Here is an 18,048-nt window from a genome sequence, read left to right as displayed (position 1 = left end):
AGAAAGAGAATGATTATGGCACACAGACAGACACAGACCGAGTGGGAAAATGAAATGTGTCTGAAGATTCTGGATGTAATCCGCAGTGAACTTTATCTGGATTTCCGGTATCTGGACATGGCTCTTTCTGCCCTCACCTGGTCTTCCAACGAACAAATTCATACCTTTGCCACGGATGGCAGTTCCCTGTTTTTTTCCCGTGAGCAGATTCTTCGTGTATTCCGGAACAATCCGCTCTTTTTAAACCGGGCCTATCTACACAGTATTTTTCACTGTATTTTCCGGCACCTCTGGATGCGGGGCAGCCGGGAACCGGCCATCTGGAATCTGGCCTGCGACATTGCGGTGGAATGGACCATCGATTCGTTTGAAAAAAAATCTACCCGGAGAACGCTGTCGCTGCGCAGAATGAACTATTACAAACATTTAAAAGAAGAGCATATTCCTGTCACCGCCGCTGCCATCTACCATGATCTGCTCGCCATCACGGATCATGAAGAGCAGGCTGCCCTGCAGTTTGAATTTTATACCGACGATCATCGCTTCTGGCCCAGAGATCCGTCCCAGTCTCCATCCTCTGCCCGGGCAGGGGAAAACTGGGAAAAAATCGGACGGCGGGTCTCAAAGGAGATGGAACTTAAAGGCAGACAGGACGGCGACGCCCTCTCCTCTGTACAAACGCAGATCAGTCAGGGCAGATCCCGGCGCTCTTACCGGGAATTTCTCCGGAAATTCACGGTGTTAAAAGAAGAACTGCAGTGCGATTATGATGAATTTGACTTAAATTATTATACCTACGGACTTCGGCTGTATAAAAACATGCCTCTCATCGAACCTCTGGAAAGCCGGGAGATCATGAAAATCTCCGAGTTTGTCATCGTCATTGATACCAGCTACTCCACTAACGGTCCTCTGGTCAAACGTTTTCTGGAGGAAACTTTTCAGATCATCCGCCAGAGAGACAGTTTTTTCCGGAAGAGTCATATCCGGATCATCCAATGTGACAACCAGGTCCATACTGATACCATCATACGGTCTCAGGAAGATATCGACCGGCTGCTTCAGAATTTTTCCCTCATCGGAGGCGGCGGCACCGATTTCCGTCCGGCTTTCGCCTATGTCGACCGGCTGCTGGACGAAGGCGTCTTTCACAACCTGAGAGGATTGCTTTATTTCACCGATGGCAAGGGCATTTATCCGACGAAACGTCCGCCTTACGAGACGGCGTTCGTCTTCGTCGATACCCCCGGATATGGAAGAAATGTTCCGTCATCCGGCGGAACTGCGGGAACTTCTCCGCAGCAGAACGCATTTGGCGACGACATCCCGGAGGTTCCTCCCTGGGCCATGCGCATCCACCTGGATGAGGATGAACTGGGAATGTGAAGATTCCTCTGACATATTGAAACTATAAAAATCAGGCTCTTTACCACGTTATATCATAAAGAAATTTAGAGGATTGATACCCATGAATATAAAGAAAGCAAAAGAAGATATCAAAAATACTGTCCGGGCTTATCTGGACAAGGATGAATACGGTCAGTACCGTATTCCGGAAATCCGGCAGCGTCCCATCCTTCTGATGGGACCTCCCGGCATCGGCAAGACACAGATCATGCAGCAGATTGCCAGAGAGTGTAATATCGGCCTTATCGCCTATACCATCACCCATCACACAAGGCAGAGCGCCGTAGGCCTGCCTTTTATCAAGGAAGAGGTATTTGACGGCGTTACCCGCTCCGTCACCGAATACACCATGAGCGAGATCATCAGCAGCATTTACCGCTATATGGAGGAAACCGGCAAAAAAGAAGGCATCCTTTTTATCGATGAGATCAACTGCGTTTCTGAGACGCTTGCCCCGACCATGCTGCAGTTCCTCCAGTGCAAAACCTTCGGCAATCAGGCGGTGCCAAAGGGATGGATCATCACCGCCGCCGGCAATCCGCCGGAATACAACAAGAGTGTCCGGGATTTTGACTTCGTAACTCTGGACCGTGTGCGTAAGATTGATATTGAGGCTGATCTGGAAGCGTTTCGCAGCTACGCCCGCACCCGCCATATCCATCCGTTTATCTTAAGCTACCTGGAGCTGCGCCCGCAGAATTTTTATCGCGTGGAAAATGATGTGGACGGTATGCAGTTTGTGACCGCCCGTGGATGGGAAGATCTCAGTTATCTTATCTATTCCTATGAATCCCTGTCTATCCCGGTGGAAGAAGATATCATTCATCAGTTCCTGCAGCATGAAGATATCGCCAAAGATGTGGCTGCCTATTACGATCTGTATCAGAAATATCGCGATGAATATGATATCAGCCGGATCCTCACCGGAGAAGTAAAGAATTCTGTCTTCGAACGTCTCTTCCGGGCCTCCTTCGACGAACGGCTGAGCTGCGTGGAACTGCTCACCGGCGGTCTCCACAACTATATTGCCGCCGCCATGGAAAAAGACCGGATCACCACGGAATGTTACGCCTTTCTTAGACAGTACCAGAAGGGGCTGAAAGAGCTGCTGTCCGCTGAAACGGAGAATACCGGCCAGGACAACTCTATGGCTGTCTCCGGAAATGTATCCGATACTCCGTCCGGCAGCGCCGCCTGGAGCCTGTGGCAGCAGATGCTCTCCGACCGCGATGCTTCTTTCACTCTCACAGAAAAAACCGGCCTTGTCTCCGCGGAAGATAAGAAACAGCATCTTTCAATCATGCAGCTGCTCCGGGAATGGACGCCGGATACCGTTGCCGCTCCGAAAGAAGCTTTCGGACAGGTGAAAAACGGGTTCGACCATCTGCGTGAACAGCGCAGCGAGGCTGTTACAACGGCCTCAAAAGCTCTCGACTACAGTTTTACCTTTATAGAGGACGCTTTCGGCGAAGGACAGGAGATGGTCATCTTCGTCACCGAACTTACCATGGATTCGGAAATCTCCGCTTTCATCACTGAAAACGGCTGCGAGAAATACTTCCAGTACAATAAGACTCTTCTGGTGGGCAGCCGCCGAGCCGCCATCTTAAACGAGCTGAACCGGGATGACATTTATTCGGACGCTTCGGCGTATGAGTTTTAGAACAATCTTATAATCCGGGTGAATGACCGGCCCACAGATTAAAATGATCGCGGACAATACTAAATGTAAAGAATCATAGACCAAAAAAAGCGCCCTGAAAGAACTTCCCACACTTTATGGGATACTTTCAGGGCACTTTATAACTATATTCTTAATTCACTTTCCAATTCAGTGTATACAGTTCCAGGATGCCTCTGTCATACCTGCACTGGTTCCCGTTCCGCAGCGCTTGCCATGATCTTTTTAATGATTGCTTCATCTACCCCCTGTTCTCTCATCAAACGCACCATCTTCTCACAGCCTTCCCGCAGGCCCTCTTCTTTTCCTCCGTTAAAGATTCTCTCTGAGTATTCACACATTTCTTCCATTCCTCCTTTTTCCCGTTTCAGATAATGTACCCGTCGGGACAGGGCTCCCTGGCTCATGTCCTCCGGGTCGCTGGTTTTATATAACATTTTTTAATCCACCGCAGCGCAATCCCAGCAAAGTGTCTTTGCTTTCATAGAAACACCGTTTCCTATAAAAGCAAAAAAACACTGTCCTATGTTTTTACATAAGACAGTGTTAAAGACATAAATTGGTGATGTAACCGTTGATGATATCTCTCATGATATTCTATATAGCCGCAAACAGGTTACATCCCACAAAGGAAATGGCCGCGGAAAGAAGAATCTTCCACAGAAGATGGATATCTTTTTTCTGCTCCAGCACAAAGACCAGAGCAATGATAATCAATGTGATTACCGATAAGATCGTCATGGTCAGGCTTCCTCCGGCGATTTCCAGAATACCGGAAAGGTATAGTGACAACGCCACGTTTAAAAGCAGACCGGAAATGATCGGACGGATAAAATGTTTGACCACCGCGAAAATCCGGAGATTCTCATATTTATCATAAATCATCCGGACGACAATGACGATGGCTCCCGAAGCCGCCACACTGCAGGCAAAACCGCAGACGGCCATAAACAGTCCCATGACCACAGAACCGTTCTGTTGAAAGCCCATGACATAGCCGCAGCCGGAAAGGATCTTACAGAGAATGGAACCCGGCAGCGCGTTGGCCACCGATACGATACTTCCATAGAAATCCTGATAACTGATCATTCCGCTGTCCACAAACATTCCCTGTGCTACGGACAGGTATGCGTCTCCGCCTCCGAAGGAAAGCACGGAAGACAGAAAACCATCTCCGATATATCTGGCAACTCCCGGCAGGGATATGATCGCCGGGAAAGAGAGAATCACCGTAAACAAGCCCCAGCATATGAGAGAGATGGCCAGCGCCTTTCCTGCAAAAGCTCTCTTCTGGGAACTTTCCATGAGTGTCTGCACCATACCGATGACAGACAGCAGAATCATCAGTCCCACCAGAAACGGCTGCAGCACTCCCGGAATGAGATGAGCCTTGCCGGCACACAGGAAATATAAAAGTGCAATGACGAGGGCCGGAATTGCCCGTTTCTTATCCCGTGGTTTTCCCTTGGTAAAAAGAATCACAAAAAATGCCGCTCCCAGTATCTGAATAGTGGAAATACCAAAGATCGGTGTGATGGATAAACCAAGAATCTGATAGATATTTGCCTCTCCGGAGAGCAAAAAGACTCCCATCATAATAATAAAATACAGGATGCTCTCATTCTTATCCTTCGCCTGCTGCAAAGTTCCGGTACAGTACCTGATCAGAGTGAGAATTATGTAGGCGGAGATTCCCACTGCAAGATAACTGATCTGTGTTTTGAGCATCTGTCCCGCGCTGGAAAAAATGACCAGAAATAACACGGTGAGAAAGGCTCCCGGAAAGGCCATGGCGGAGGCGGCAGCCATCATGCCCCTGTTTCCATCGGTCTGATAACCGATTCCGCTGGCGATTTCCACCGGGAGCGCTCCCGGCGTAATACTGGCGATCATTACCTCATTATTAAATTGTTCTTCTGTTACGACCTTATTTTTCTCCACGATTTCTTCTTCTATAACAGGAATGAGGGCGGTACCGCCCCCAAATCCTATAAAACCGATTTTTAACATGGTCGTAATCATTGACGTAAACTTTTTTGTGTTCATTATCAATGCCTCTTACTGATCTTTTCCTGAAATGTGGCGGATCTTTCTCTTCAGTCTGTAGAAGAAAACATCTTCCCGCAGATCCTTGATCATCTTCTCAAGCTCTTTCTTCGTCTGTCTATCTCTGTCACTGGCCTCTTTCCGGATCTCGGCGTTCTCCCGTTTCAGGTCAAAAATCTCATTTTTCAGGAGAAGATTTTCCGTACGCAGAGCGTGGATTCTGTTATCGGCTGTCTCAATCCTGCGGGTGGTCTCGGTCATGTCCTCAATCTCTTTGTGCTGGTTTAATACCACCTCGCTGACAGTCTCGAACTTTTCTTCTTCTTCCGGTGTGATGCCCTGCGCCTCCTGCTCTTCCTTTTTCTCCAGCTCAAACTCTTCGGCGTACTGCTTCACAGCCTCAATTCTGCTCTCCTTGAGACGCTCCATATCCTGAGTCATCTTATCTATACATTCCTGTTGACGCACAACCACATCAGCAAAGTAACGGATGATATCCTCGTACATAAAACGATTCTGCGGTGTCCAGCACTCGCCTTCTTTGATCTTTGTGTCAAACAGCGGCTCGTCCTGTCCCAGATATTCCTTTGCGATTGCCTGATTGCTTTTCTCATATCGTTTCAGAAATGCAGTGAGTTCTTCTTTGGAAAACATCGTAAAATTATTTTCCGCATCCTTTAACTCTTCACAAGTCATAGCAGCATTTCTCATGAAAGCGACCACTCTCGGATTATCCGGCAGCACGGAGTTCACAATCCGCATAATCTCCTGACTGTTCCCGGTAAGAGACTTGTTCGCTTCTGCTTCCGTTATCTGATATTCATCCTTATATTCCAATCCAATTGCCTCCAAAAAATCAGAAAAAATAGTGTTTCCGTTTCCTTTAAATTTATCCCGCTCAAACACGCGGACAATGATATTTTCCTTTCCAACGACCGCAGCGATCTTTTCCAGATGATTATAGTAATTCAGCACGATCCGCCGGGTCTTTTTCTTAAAGGAAAGCCATTTGATACAGGCGTTGGTATTCCATCCTTCCTTCACCTGCTGGCTGAGCCAGGAATTGGCCATACCATCCTGTCTTCTCAGATATACAATAACCTTGATATCATAGCCGTGTTCCCTGGCATCCGCCTTAATTTTTTCCCAGAATTCAAACTTTGCTCCCAGGGAGGCATGCCAGATATTCTCATCGGAAAGGATGACATTAGGATACTTTTTAAATTCTTCATGGATCATGGCAAGACCTCTGTCCCAGAGTTCTTTTTCCATCTCCACATTTTCCGTCTTATCAGGATAATAAACCCTTCCCACAAGAAAATGTCCGTTTCTCCGATGAGCCACGTGAGGATACACAAAATCCAGCAGCGGATAACTGTATCCTTTTTCCCGGAAACGCTCCTGATTCTCCACAAAAAACATCTGAATGGATGTGGTCGCCGTCTTCGGCGTTCCCATGTGTATATACAGTGTTGGCATTCGTTCTTCCTCTTCCTCAGATTTATTTGATCAGTACAGGAGCAGTCACGGTTCCGGCATTTCGCCGAATCCGGTACCGCTATCCTGTGGATTTATCTAAATCTGTCCCTCAATTTGTTTCAGAAGCGCATCCACGCACTCTTCCAGAGGCATACTGCTGGTGTCAATGGTCACATCCGGATGCTCCGGCACTTCATACGGACTTGAAATTCCGGTAAAGTTCGGAATCTCACCAGCTCTCGCCTTCTTATATAAGCCCTTCACATCACGTTTTTCACATTCTTTCAGTGGTGTGCTTACATATACTTCAATGAAGCTGTCCTCACCGATGATCTCTTTTGCCTTTCTTCGGTCTCTCACGTAAGGGGAGATGAAGGATGTGATGACGATCAGTCCGGCGTCATTCATCAGCTTGGCCACCTCGGAGATACGACGGATATTCTCAATACGGTCCGCCTCCTTGAAACCAAGGTTTTTGTTAAGCCCCATACGGACATTATCTCCATCCAGAAGCATGGTGTGCTTTCCGAGAGCCACCAGACGTTTCTCCAGCTCGTTGGCCAGAGTGGACTTACCGGATCCGGACAGACCAGTCATCCAGATGGTCTTTGGCTGCTGACCCTTCTGCTGTGCACGGAACTCTCTGGTGATATCCATCTCATGCCAGGTCAGATTGTCGGTACGACGCAGAGAATGCATCACAACGCCGCAGGCAGAGGTCATATTTGTGATACGGTCAATGAGAATCAGACAGCCCAGCGCCTGATTTTTCTTAAATTTATCGAATACGATCTTATCGGAAACGGAGATATCGCAGACGGCAATCTCATTTTTATAAATCGTGTCGGCGTGAACTTCATTTCCTGTATTGACATCAATCTTATACTTGATATTCATGACAACGGCCGGAACCATCTTGGTGCCAAGCTTTAAGAGATAGTTCTTTCCGGCAACCAGATAGGAATCGTCCATCCAGAGCAGTTCCGCTGTGAACAGATTGCCGACAATAGGCTTTGTATCTTTCGCCAGCACGCAGCCTCTGGAAACGTCCACCTCTCTGTCCAGAGAAATGGTAACGGCATGACCGGCATCAGAAGTCTCCACTTCTTTTCCACTGTCGATGATTCCCTTTACCACCGCCTTCTCGTTGGAAGGAAGAGCGGTAATCTCATCGCCGACGCTGATCTCGCCGGTCTCGATCTGTCCCTGGAATCCACGGAAAGTACGGTCCGGACGGCATACACGCTGTACCGGCATGGTAAATCCTGTCTCAGAAGGATTCTCATGAACATCGATATTCTCCAGATAAGTCAGCAGGGACTCTCCCTTATACCAAGGCATATGACTGGATTTTACCGTAACGTTGTCGCCCTCTGTGGCTGAAACCGGAAGAATCTTGATGGAATTATAATCGTATTCTCCCATCATCATCTTGATCTCTTTCTGAATCTTATCAAAACGGTTCTCATCATAATGGATCAGGTCCATCTTGTTGACTGCGAACACAAAATGTTTGATACCCATCAGAGCGCAGATTCTTGTATGTCTTCTGGTCTGCACCAGAACTCCCTGGGTGGCGTCCACCAGGATAACCGCCAGATCCGCGAAGGAGGCGCCCACCGCCATATTTCTCGTGTACTCTTCATGTCCCGGAGTATCTGCCACGATGAAAGAACGATGTTCCGTGGTGAAATAACGGTACGCCACGTCGATGGTGATTCCCTGTTCTCTCTCTGCCATCAGGCCGTCCAGCAGCAGGGAATAATCAATGGCTCCTCCTCTGGAACCCACCTTGCTATCCAGCTCCAGCGCTTTCTCCTGGTCCGCAAATAACAGCTTGGCGTCATAAAGCATATGTCCGATCAAAGTGGACTTACCGTCGTCCACGCTTCCACAGGTAATAAATTTAAGAAGACTATTCATTTTAGAAGTAACCCTCCCTCTTTCTCTTTTCCATGCTGGCTGCTCCGCCGTCACTGTCGATGACACGACTGGTACGTTCTGACGATACAGCACTCAGAGTTTCGTCGATGATGGCGTCCAGAGTATCTGCTGTACTCTCAATACCTCCGGTCAGCGGATAACATCCGAGAGTACGGAAACGGATCATGCCATGTTCAATCTTTTCGCCCTCTTTTAACCGCATTCTGTCATCATCCACCATGATGATATTGCCGTCTCTTCTGACGAACGGACGGTCCGCCGCAAAATACAGCGGTACGATCTCGATATTTTCCCGCTTGATATATTGCCAGATATCTGACTCTGTCCAGTTGGAAATCGGGAAGACACGCATCTCCTCACCTTTGTGAATCTGCGTATTATAAAGCTTCCACATTTCCGGACGCTGATTCTTCGGATCCCAGGCATGGCTGGAATTACGGAAGGAGAAAATACGCTCCTTGGCACGGGACTTTTCCTCGTCTCTCCGGCCGCCGCCGAAAGCCGCGGTAAAACCATATTTGTCCAGAGCCTGCTTCAATGCCTGCGTCTTCATGATATCCGTATAGGCAGCGCCATGGTCAAATGGGTTGATGCCCCTTTTTACACCGTCCTCATTGATATATTCAATCATATCAAGGCCATACTTCTTTGCAGTTTTATCACGGAACTCAATCATTTCCTTAAACTTCCATGTGGTATTTACATGAAGGAACGGAAACGGCGGTTTTTCCGGATAAAACGCTTTCAGTGCCAGATGCAGCATGACTGAAGAGTCTTTTCCGATGGAATAAAGCATTACAGGTTTTTCACATTCTGCTACAACCTCACGCATGATGTATATCGCTTCCGCTTCCAACGCATCAAGATGTGTCATATCACTCATGAATCATACTCCTATTCTATAAATTTTGGTGTCGGGACGCCTGCGGATTCCTGTATATTCCATACGGTACCCGGCGTCAGAAAATATTGATAGTAAAAATATATAACAACAGAGAAAGAGTGTTTCCGCTCCGTCTCTGGTATTAACATACGGTACAAACATTAACGCTTCATGAAAGAATCGTACTTTGTTTTCATTTTATAAAAACGGCTGCCTTTAATCTGCGCCAGTTCCTTCTGAAGGGCGGCCTTTTCCTTTTGCAGAGCCTCAACCTTCTTTCTCTGATTATCGGCGTTCTGCAGTAATTCCATACTTTCCCTGCGGTATTTTCCAAGATATTCCGCCAGGCGTTTTTCCTGCTCTGCCACTCCGATCACAGAAAACGGATGAATCAGGTCCAGTCTGTTCTTCCGGGCGCGCATACGATCAAACAGGGTATCCGCCCCGTTCATGGCTTCCCTGGAAATTCTTGGCACCTTATTGGTATCCAGAAAATCCAGATAATGGCTGAACCGGTCTTCATGACCATCCTTAAGACGGCTGTAATCGGTCTTTTCATACATGGAAATCACATCCATATCCCCGGTGAGATCATTGGCTGTGATACATGGAATATGATGATAGTCCGCCAGTTCTTTCACCCGGCAGTCCCCGGCATAAATATAACATGGAACGCCGGCCAGCACTGCGGCGATATTGCCGTGAATCCGGCTGCCAAAATTAAAATCCTGCTGTCGGAGAAAATCAAACCAGGAATCAATGTCCAGCACTCCGACAATCCGGTCATCCCGCATCATGGGATGATCAAAATGCATAGGATAATCCGCCGGCACCTTTTCTCTGTTCTCCTCAGTTATATAAGGATCACCCACGTAGAGCATACGAATCTCCTCGATCACCTGTGTAATAAATACCGAGTGTTCGAATCTTTCACCCTGTTCTCTCAGAAATGTATAGAGATTCTCCGGCAGCCCCGCCTTAAAATTCATGGTCACCTTCGACGCCGGCGTAAGCTCTGTCTTCTTCGGTTCCGGAAGCCTGTCTCCAAACATATAAAGAGACGGACAGCCAATGACTGTAAAATCCTTTTCCGGACGGAATCCCTTCTGCTTTAAGTACTCCGCGGTGATCTCTCCCCGCACGCCGATGATGGAGGACTTATCAAGCACTGCCCGCACAAAAGCGGTGGATTCCTCATCGTGAAGAAACGTCCACTTGTTGGATTTCAGGCTGCGGGCCAGCCCCACACCGACAACCACACAGGGAATCGTCAGACGCTCCACTAAATCTGTGAGCATCTTTAATTCTTTCTTAAACGTGGTCCGGAACGCATTGGCCAGCGGAATCAGAAACATATCATACTCTGCATTCCACCGTTCCACCTGTTCCTCCGAATAGATCAGATCTGTTCTTATGGTGGTGATCACCGTATCTTCCGTCAGCACTGACCGTGCCAGACTGGATTGGAAAATCAGATTACCGGTGTTATTTCCAATGAGGTTCTCAAGGAGAATCTCAGAAATGTTTCTCTCTTCCCCGAACGGCATAGCCGAACGCATCAATATTTTTTTCACATTAACTCCTTCCAGATACCGCTCTGCCGCTGCCGCGTCCCTCTTCGGCACCTGCCGGTATCCTCGCTGTCTTTTGACTTTTGTGTTATAGATTATTACATAATTATTACACGTTAATTTATTATATATTCAAACCCTGGAAACTGCAAGAAAAATCGAGTATATCCGGGCCGAATACCCCCTGTTTGTCCCTATTTTATAAGATATTTCCCGATGATCTGTCAGAAATTCATATTTGAAATATAAAGTTCCATAAACCTGGAATCAGAAGCCAGTTCTTTGTGCGTACAGATGTCCGGTATCTTTTCGAGCTTTCTCCTGCTGTCGGAATCCAGCAGCACCATCTGCACACCTCTGCCGGCTCCATTGCCTACAGAAATGATTTTGTCTCTCGCCACTGGCGGCAGCAGACCGATGGACAGTGCGTGATCCACATTGATATAATTTCCAAAAGCCCCCGCCAGCACCAGTGTATCCACCTGATCAGCTGTGATGCCATATTCCTCAAGAAGCGCCAGGCAGCCGGAACAGATGGAGCTTTTGGCCAGCTGAATCTGACGGATATCCTTCTGACAAAGATACACCGGATGTTCTCCCTCCACAAAATAAAAGGCCATATTATACTCTCCTGCTTCCCTGAGCCGCTGGCAGAAAGAACTTCCCGGATGTTCTTTTTCATACTCCTGCGCGGAAAGCAGACGGCCGGTATCGTCAATCAATCCGACTTTCCGCATTTCCGCGACGGCGTCCACCACGGCCGAGCCGCACAGCCCCCGGGGAGCGGAATCACCGATCACCTGAATCGTCACCTGATCATCGTCCAGAGAAATGCTTTCCACTGCTCCTTTCTCTCCCCGCATGCCGCAGGCAATATTTCCTCCCTCCAGAGCCGGGCCGCAGGCTGTGGACGCCACCATAAATCCATGATGGTTCCCCACAGCGATTTCTCCGTTGGTCCCCAGGTCGACCATCAGATATTTCCTGTCATCCTCTTCCAGCGTCAAAAGCACCGCCGTCGTATCCGCTCCCACAAATCCTCCCAGCAGAGGCAGAAATTCCACCATCCCTTCGGAAGCGCAGTGAAGTCCCGCTTCCCGACCGCTGGTCAAGATTTCTTTGGCAGTAATATTGGCAAAGGGACTTTTTCCCAGATTCACAGGATTGATCCCGTAAAACAAATGCTGCATGGTACTGTTCCCACAGAGAACCACATGATAAAGATTCTCTTCCTCCGACATCTCCAGAGCCCGATCCAGAAGCTCATTGACGGTCTCCCGGATCAGCCTCTGCATCTCTTTCAGATTATCCGGCCTTTCCTGCGCAAACATATTTCTGGAGATCACATCAGCGCCATGGGTAATCTGCCGGTTGGCGCCGGATTCCGTCTTTATCAGCCGGCCGTTCACCAGGTCATACAGGTAACAGACCACCGTCGTCGTCCCGATATCCACCGCCGCTCCGAAGCAGACCTCTGTCCGGTCTCCTTCCTGGACATCGATGATGCGGTCCCCATAATACACAAAAGTACATCCCTCAAAATCCGGGGCAGCGCTGAATTTCGCGAACTTCCGCATCACCGGTACAGACACCCCTGAAAGAAAGGCTTTGCCGCTTTCCGGCATCAGTTCTTCTTTCGTCCGGTACACCTTTTTCACTGACGGCGAAAACCTTACGCCGGACAGCTGACTTTCTGTTAACACACTGCTTTCATGGAGATAATCCTTTTCTTCCAGATAAACCTCCTCGTCCATTCTTATCATTTCCCGGCACGCCAATACCTCTTCCAGCGTTCCATTTCTTTTTACTGTCACCCGGCATTTTCCGCAGACGCCCCGTCCGCCGCAGACCAGATTCAGCGGATATCCCGCTTTCTCACAGGCCCCGGCCAGAGTGCCGCCTTCCACAGTTACTATTTTATTCTGATTCACAAACCGTACGGTATACTGCATTTCTTCCTCCTGATTTTCTCTTTTCACCTGTCACATGAGAATTCATATTATATAATACGTCCGATTATATATTACATCAAAAATAATGTACAGACGGCGGCGCCTGTTCTCTCCGATTTTTCTTTCTGCCCCCAACAAAATGATCCCTCTGGTTGTTTTTCAAATATGAGAATGTTATAATTTCGGTATGAATGTCTGTATCTGTCTTTAAGACAGACAGAAAAGAAATGGAGGTCCTGATTATGGGTAAAATGACAATATGCGTATACGGAGCTGCCAGCAACAAAATTGATTCCGTTTTTATCACAGAAACGGAGAAGCTCGGAGAAGAAATTGCCCGTCGTCATCACCAGATCATATACGGCGGAGGCGCCAGCGGAGTCATGGGGGCCTGTGCCCGGGGTGCTGCCCGTGAAGGCGGAACTGTCATCGGAGTGGTACCAAATTTTATGGATGAATTCGAGATCATCAATAATAACTGTACTGAAATTATCCGGACAGAAACCATGAGTGAACGGAAAGATGTCATGGAAGACCACGCCGATGCCTTTATCATCGCTCCCGGCGGTATCGGAACCTTCGACGAGTTCTTTCAGATTCTTACCTTAGCAGAACTCGGAAGAAAGAACGCTCCCATCGTCATTTACAATACAGATGGCTACTACGACGATATGATTGTTTTTATGAAGAAATGTACAGAAAAAGGATTCATCCGGGAACGGGCGCTGTCTTTGTTCCGGGTCTGCACCACCGCAGAAGAAGCGATAGACGCCATCGAAGAGATGAAAGCACAGAATAATTTGTGATAACTAAAACAAGAGTGTCGCAAAATCTTTAAATTCGATGATTAAGCGACACTCTTGTTGCTCTATAAAACCAGAATTTATATAGTCTTCACAACGATAAAATCTTCTTGCTGCTTCCCTTTTACATTTTTATATAATTATCATACATTTGCTGTGCTGCTTGTACAAGATCTGTTGTACAAGGGAGGCCTAATTCCATGCAGAGTTTATTGATATAGGGTAATTCCAAATTTGCTGTTTGAAATAATTCTGGAGTCTGTAAGGCATTCTGGCTTTCGCCATAAAAAAGGATTCCCCGGTTTGCCATGATAATCAGTTTTTGAAAATTTTCCAGGACAAATTCAATGTCATGGGAGATAGTGATTACCGTTTTCTTTTTTTCTTTTAGTTTCTGAAAAATGTTTTTTAATAGGTTCCGTCCATATGCATCCTGTCCTGCGGTCGGCTCGTCAAAAATTAAAATATCCGGGTCCATGGCAAGGACGGAAGCCATGGCCACGAATCTTCTCATGGATACGGGCAGGTCAAAGGGGTTCTCTGCTCTGTATTTCTGCAGACCTGTCATTTGGATGGCTTCCTCGATTTGGACCTTTATATTTTGTCTTTTTTTCCTAATGATTTTTTTACAAAATCCAATTTCTTTTTCCACCGTGGAATGAAAAATCTGATCATCGGGATTTTGAAATACATAACCAACATTTGCGGCAATGTGGGCGGTAGTATAGTTTTTTGTGTTCATATCGCCAATCCATACCACTCCGTCAGAGGGATGCAAAAGTCCGTTGATCAGTTTTGCAAAGGTAGATTTTCCTGTTCCGTTGTGTCCTATTACTGCAATTTGCTCTCCGCCGTTTATTTTTAAATCGATGGAGACAAGAACTGGTGGATTGTTTGGGTAAGAAAAGTTTACATTTTGAAACAGAATATCTTTCATGGGTCATCTCTTTTCTACTATCGGAAACAACAGTTTTTCAAGTACCGTTTTTGTCTGTGCATAAGTTGTAGGCAGTGTAATAATCGGTATTCCAGATTCTCTTAGCTTTTGGCATAAGAGTGTTACCTGTGGCGGCATAATTCCGATTTCTTCCAATTCCGGATTCGATAAGATTCGCGTTTTGTTGCCTTTGTCGTATACACGTCCTTTCTCTAAAAGTACAACTTCATCGACATATTCTGCGATCCAATCTGTTTTATGTTCTGCTATGATTATTGTTTTGTTCTGTTCTTTTAGCTTCTTTATAATGTGGAATACATTACTCGTTTCCTGAGGATCCAGTTGGCTGGTCGGTTCATCCAGAATCAATATATCGGGATTTTGCACAAGAGCAGAGGCAAGGGCCGTTCGTTGTAATTGACCACCGGAAAGCTGGCGCGGATGTTTTAAGGCGAGATCCCGAATATTGGTGTTTTCCATGGCCTGGATAACTGCAGCTTCTATGTCGTCGGCAGGGACACCCATATTTTCTAATCCATAGGCCACTTCTTCAAATACCGTATCTTTCACACCGCTTAACTGTGTAAAGGGATTTTGAAATACGTAGCCGATTTCTTTTACCAGTTGTCCGCCATATTCTGCAATTGGTCTGCCTTTCAATAATACTTCCCCGGTAATAGTTCCCTGGTAAAATTTCGGCATAAATCCACGAAGCAGTGAACAAAGAGTTGTTTTCCCAGATCCATTGGCTCCCAGTATTCCATATACTTTCCCCTGTTCCAGCATAAGGTTGATATTTTGCAGAGATGGGGAATGTTGTAGCGGATAGGAGTATGTTATCTTTCTACATTCTAATATCGGATACATAATACTATCCTCCCTATTAAAATCAGTATAGTTATAACGATGGCTGCTCCCACTGCGTATGACTCATGTCCACTGCGTTTTATTTCCAATAAATGCGTTTTGGGACCCTGTACGAGAAATCCTTTTGTCTCCAGACTCAGTGCACGATCTTCCAAATCAATGACTGCCGTCAAAAACAGCGGAAGCAATACAGAAATAAATGCCTTTGTCCGGATGATAGCATTCCCTTCAGTTTCAATTCCTCTTGCTTTTTGTGCATTGAGAATAGTTTTACTGTTTTGAGAAAGAATATCAATCATCTGCAGGGTAGAAAGGATAATATATGTTAATTTATAATGGATGCCAGTTTTTTCCATTGCTCCTATCATTTCTCTATTTTCTGTTGTCTGAAAAAACCAGATGAAAATTCCGGCGATATTTATTAATGTAAATGCCATGGAAATACCCGCCTGCATCCCTTCTTTATAGATTGTCACAAAAGAATACCTGAAAATACAGGTTTTGCCGGGTATAAGAAAAAATTGCACAGTAAGAATGATGGCAGCAAATTTCACTATATTTTTCAGAATTGTATATCCTTCCCGTGGAATCTCACTTAACATAAATAATAGAATAAGAAGTCCTACTTCTGGAATTAACAGTAAGGGCAGCGACCAATCTGTGATTCTTGCTGTACCGATTATTAATGTACAAACTATATATAACAGAACAATGATCAGTTTTGCTGTAGGATACAGTGCTGCGATTTTGTTTGTTTTATATATTTGTATTTTTTCTGTATAGGTTTTTTTCATTACCGGTCATCCTTTCTTTTTATATAGTACCGTCCGCATTTAAATTTAATCAACATCCGAGGCGGAATGCAGGAAATGACGAAAAGACATATCATAAAAGATAGTATTCTGTCCAGCACGGTAAAAATACTTTCTGTTCCTAAAAAAGCTGTCCAGATATTGGCGCCTGATGCCATGACAACTGCGGTAATAATGGACGTTCCGCCACCGGTAATTCCACTATATAGCAGTACAACAATCGGCGCGGACAGAATGATGGTCACTGCAACTATAAGAACAAAAGAAAGTATTCTTTTCCACCAGGATGAAAACATATTTCTATCTGCAAGAAATCCTGTCACCAGTCCAACTCCTATATTCACAACCACAAAAGGCAAAACCGAAGGATTAATAATGCCTGATACAAGATTGGACAATGCTCCAGTTGCTGCTCCTACCCAGATACCACATAAAACAGCTACAAATATTGTCCCCACTGCGTCCAGATATAAAGGAAGTTTCAACACGGCAGCCATTTGTCCTCCCACGAAATTCGCGGCTACTCCTATAGGAATAACAAGAATGGCCAACATAGAAAAATCACGTTGGATCCATTGTACTTTATCTTTCACGCTCCCCCTCCTTTATATATATTGCTTAGTTTTTCACGTTTCTTTTTTCTATTACTGTTACTTTAGCACAAAAGAATTATCTAAAAAATGACATTTGACAGTTTATCTTTGTATTTTAAAATAAAAAAATAGAAAGTACGGTCTAATTACCATACTTTCTATTTTCGTATTTTTTATTCGTTTCTTTTTCCTGTAACTTCTTCCATTTCCGGAATTGATACCGCTGCGCCTTTTCGGGAAACAGCAATAGCTGCGGCTTTTGCGGCTGTCTGCATTGCTTGCTTTACATCGAGTCCTTTTAGAATTCCTGATAGATAATATCCGGTAAAGGTATCTCCTGCTGCTGTTGTGTCCACAACGGTCGCCGCATATTTTTCTTGTGAAATACAGCCTTTCTTTCCCTGGTAGACAGCACCTTTTTCACCTAATGTCAGAACAATCTCTGCATGCGGAAAGGTTTCCTGTACTTTCTTTAAAACTTCCATGTCGTTTTCTTTGTAGTTTACCAAGTTTTGAGCCTCCATTTCATTAAGAATGAAACAATGGATATGATTCAGATTGATATCAAAAATTTTATCGTCCATTGGAGAAGGATTTAATACTATATGCATTCCCTTTTTATGGGCACTTTCTACTATATATGGCAGCTCATTGATTTCATTTTGCAAAAGCAGCCAGTCATTCTCCGAAAAATTATCTAAAATCTGGTCTATATACTCTCTGGTTATCGTCTGATTCGCACCGCCATACAATATGATACAGTTATCACCGTACCTATCATTTTGAATAATAGCATTTCCTGTGCGTATTTGATCGGATACCGCCAGATATTTCGTGTCCACTCCTGCCTCTTCGAGAATTTCTTTCAGGAAAATACCATCCATTCCTATGATTCCCGCATGGCATACCGGTACGCCTGCTCTGCTTAATGCAATGGATTGATTTAATCCCTTTCCTCCGCTTGAGACACGAAGATTGCTTGAGGAAATAGTTTCTCCTTTTCTTGCAAAATGCTCCACTTCATAAACATAATCAATATTCAGAGAACCAAAATTCAGTATTTTCATTATGCT

Annotated in this window: 15 protein-coding genes; 3 read left to right on the top strand and 12 right to left on the bottom strand. The window is 45.7% G+C overall.

Going from position 1 to position 18,048, the window contains the following annotated elements; genetic code table 11:
• Positions 1-15 precede the first annotated feature (15 nt).
• Both B5E53_RS09685 and B5E53_RS09680 read left to right on the top strand, forming a co-directional pair.
• Complete coding sequence (locus B5E53_RS09685; RefSeq protein WP_087314470.1) at positions 16-1,386, top strand: VWA-like domain-containing protein; 1,371 nt, start codon at positions 16-18, stop codon at positions 1,384-1,386.
• An 82-nt stretch (positions 1,387-1,468) separates the two neighbouring features.
• On the top strand, positions 1,469-3,070 hold the full coding sequence (locus tag B5E53_RS09680; protein WP_087314468.1) for an ATP-binding protein: 1,602 nt from the start codon (positions 1,469-1,471) through the stop codon (positions 3,068-3,070).
• Positions 3,071-3,267: 197 nt separating this feature from the next.
• On the opposite strand, the gene B5E53_RS09675 is transcribed toward B5E53_RS09680, so the two are convergent.
• The 7 genes from B5E53_RS09675 to B5E53_RS09645 all read right to left on the bottom strand — a co-directional run bounded on the left by B5E53_RS09675 (position 3,268) and on the right by B5E53_RS09645 (position 12,963).
• Entirely contained in the window at positions 3,268-3,525 is a 258-nt protein-coding gene (locus B5E53_RS09675) for a hypothetical protein (RefSeq protein WP_087314466.1), read from the bottom strand.
• 160 nt (positions 3,526-3,685) lie between these two features.
• Entirely contained in the window at positions 3,686-5,134 is a 1,449-nt protein-coding gene (locus tag B5E53_RS09670) for a chromate transporter (protein WP_087314464.1), read from the bottom strand.
• Positions 5,135-5,146: 12 nt separating this feature from the next.
• A complete protein-coding gene (locus tag B5E53_RS09665) occupies positions 5,147-6,613 on the bottom strand; it encodes a hypothetical protein (RefSeq protein ID WP_140401475.1) in 1,467 nt (488 codons plus the stop codon).
• Between the two features lie 96 nt (positions 6,614-6,709).
• Positions 6,710-8,536 carry an adenylyl-sulfate kinase gene (gene cysC, locus B5E53_RS09660; RefSeq protein ID WP_087314460.1) on the bottom strand — a complete coding sequence of 609 codons (1,827 nt, stop codon included), beginning with the start codon at positions 8,534-8,536 and terminating at the stop codon, positions 6,710-6,712.
• 1 nt (position 8,537) lies between these two features.
• Positions 8,538-9,440: a sulfate adenylyltransferase subunit CysD gene (gene cysD / locus B5E53_RS09655; protein WP_087314458.1), complete on the bottom strand. Its 903-nt coding sequence runs from the start codon at positions 9,438-9,440 to the stop codon at positions 8,538-8,540.
• Positions 9,441-9,601: 161 nt separating this feature from the next.
• Positions 9,602-11,065: a polysaccharide pyruvyl transferase family protein gene (locus tag B5E53_RS09650; RefSeq protein ID WP_087314456.1), complete on the bottom strand. Its 1,464-nt coding sequence runs from the start codon at positions 11,063-11,065 to the stop codon at positions 9,602-9,604.
• Between the two features lie 170 nt (positions 11,066-11,235).
• Positions 11,236-12,963: an ASKHA domain-containing protein gene (locus B5E53_RS09645; RefSeq protein ID WP_087314454.1), complete on the bottom strand. Its 1,728-nt coding sequence runs from the start codon at positions 12,961-12,963 to the stop codon at positions 11,236-11,238.
• Between the two features lie 242 nt (positions 12,964-13,205).
• On the opposite strand from B5E53_RS09645, the gene B5E53_RS09640 reads away from it, so the two are divergent.
• Complete coding sequence (locus tag B5E53_RS09640; protein WP_162611883.1) at positions 13,206-13,769, top strand: TIGR00730 family Rossman fold protein; 564 nt, start codon at positions 13,206-13,208, stop codon at positions 13,767-13,769.
• 121 nt (positions 13,770-13,890) lie between these two features.
• Here the strand turns inward: B5E53_RS09640 and B5E53_RS09635 are convergent, their stop codons facing one another.
• The 5 genes from B5E53_RS09635 to B5E53_RS09615 all read right to left on the bottom strand — a co-directional run bounded on the left by B5E53_RS09635 (position 13,891) and on the right by B5E53_RS09615 (position 18,042).
• Positions 13,891-14,703, bottom strand: a complete 813-nt coding sequence (locus B5E53_RS09635; RefSeq protein WP_087314449.1) for an ABC transporter ATP-binding protein — start codon at positions 14,701-14,703, stop codon at positions 13,891-13,893.
• Between the two features lie 3 nt (positions 14,704-14,706).
• Positions 14,707-15,570 carry an ABC transporter ATP-binding protein gene (locus B5E53_RS09630; protein ID WP_087314446.1) on the bottom strand — a complete coding sequence of 288 codons (864 nt, stop codon included), beginning with the start codon at positions 15,568-15,570 and terminating at the stop codon, positions 14,707-14,709.
• Positions 15,555-16,364 (bottom strand): energy-coupling factor transporter transmembrane component T, encoded by an 810-nt coding sequence (locus B5E53_RS09625; RefSeq protein ID WP_087314443.1) that lies wholly within the window; start codon positions 16,362-16,364, stop codon positions 15,555-15,557. Before B5E53_RS09625 ends, B5E53_RS09630 begins: the two co-directional genes overlap by 16 nt.
• The gene (locus B5E53_RS09620; RefSeq protein ID WP_087314441.1) at positions 16,364-16,975 is read right to left on the bottom strand and encodes a hypothetical protein; all 612 of its coding nucleotides are present in this window, start codon (positions 16,973-16,975) and stop codon (positions 16,364-16,366) included. Before B5E53_RS09620 ends, B5E53_RS09625 begins: the two co-directional genes overlap by 1 nt.
• Before the next feature lie 173 nt (positions 16,976-17,148).
• Positions 17,149-18,042 (bottom strand): ribokinase, encoded by an 894-nt coding sequence (locus B5E53_RS09615; protein WP_087314439.1) that lies wholly within the window; start codon positions 18,040-18,042, stop codon positions 17,149-17,151.
• Positions 18,043-18,048: the final 6 nt, after the last annotated feature.

The sequence above is a fragment of the Eubacterium sp. An11 genome, from assembly GCF_002161065.1.
GTDB lineage: Bacteria > Bacillota > Clostridia > Lachnospirales > Lachnospiraceae > Anaerobutyricum > Anaerobutyricum faecale.
Note: the sequence above shows the minus strand (reverse complement) of the source record. Positions and strands in the feature narration are given on the sequence as shown.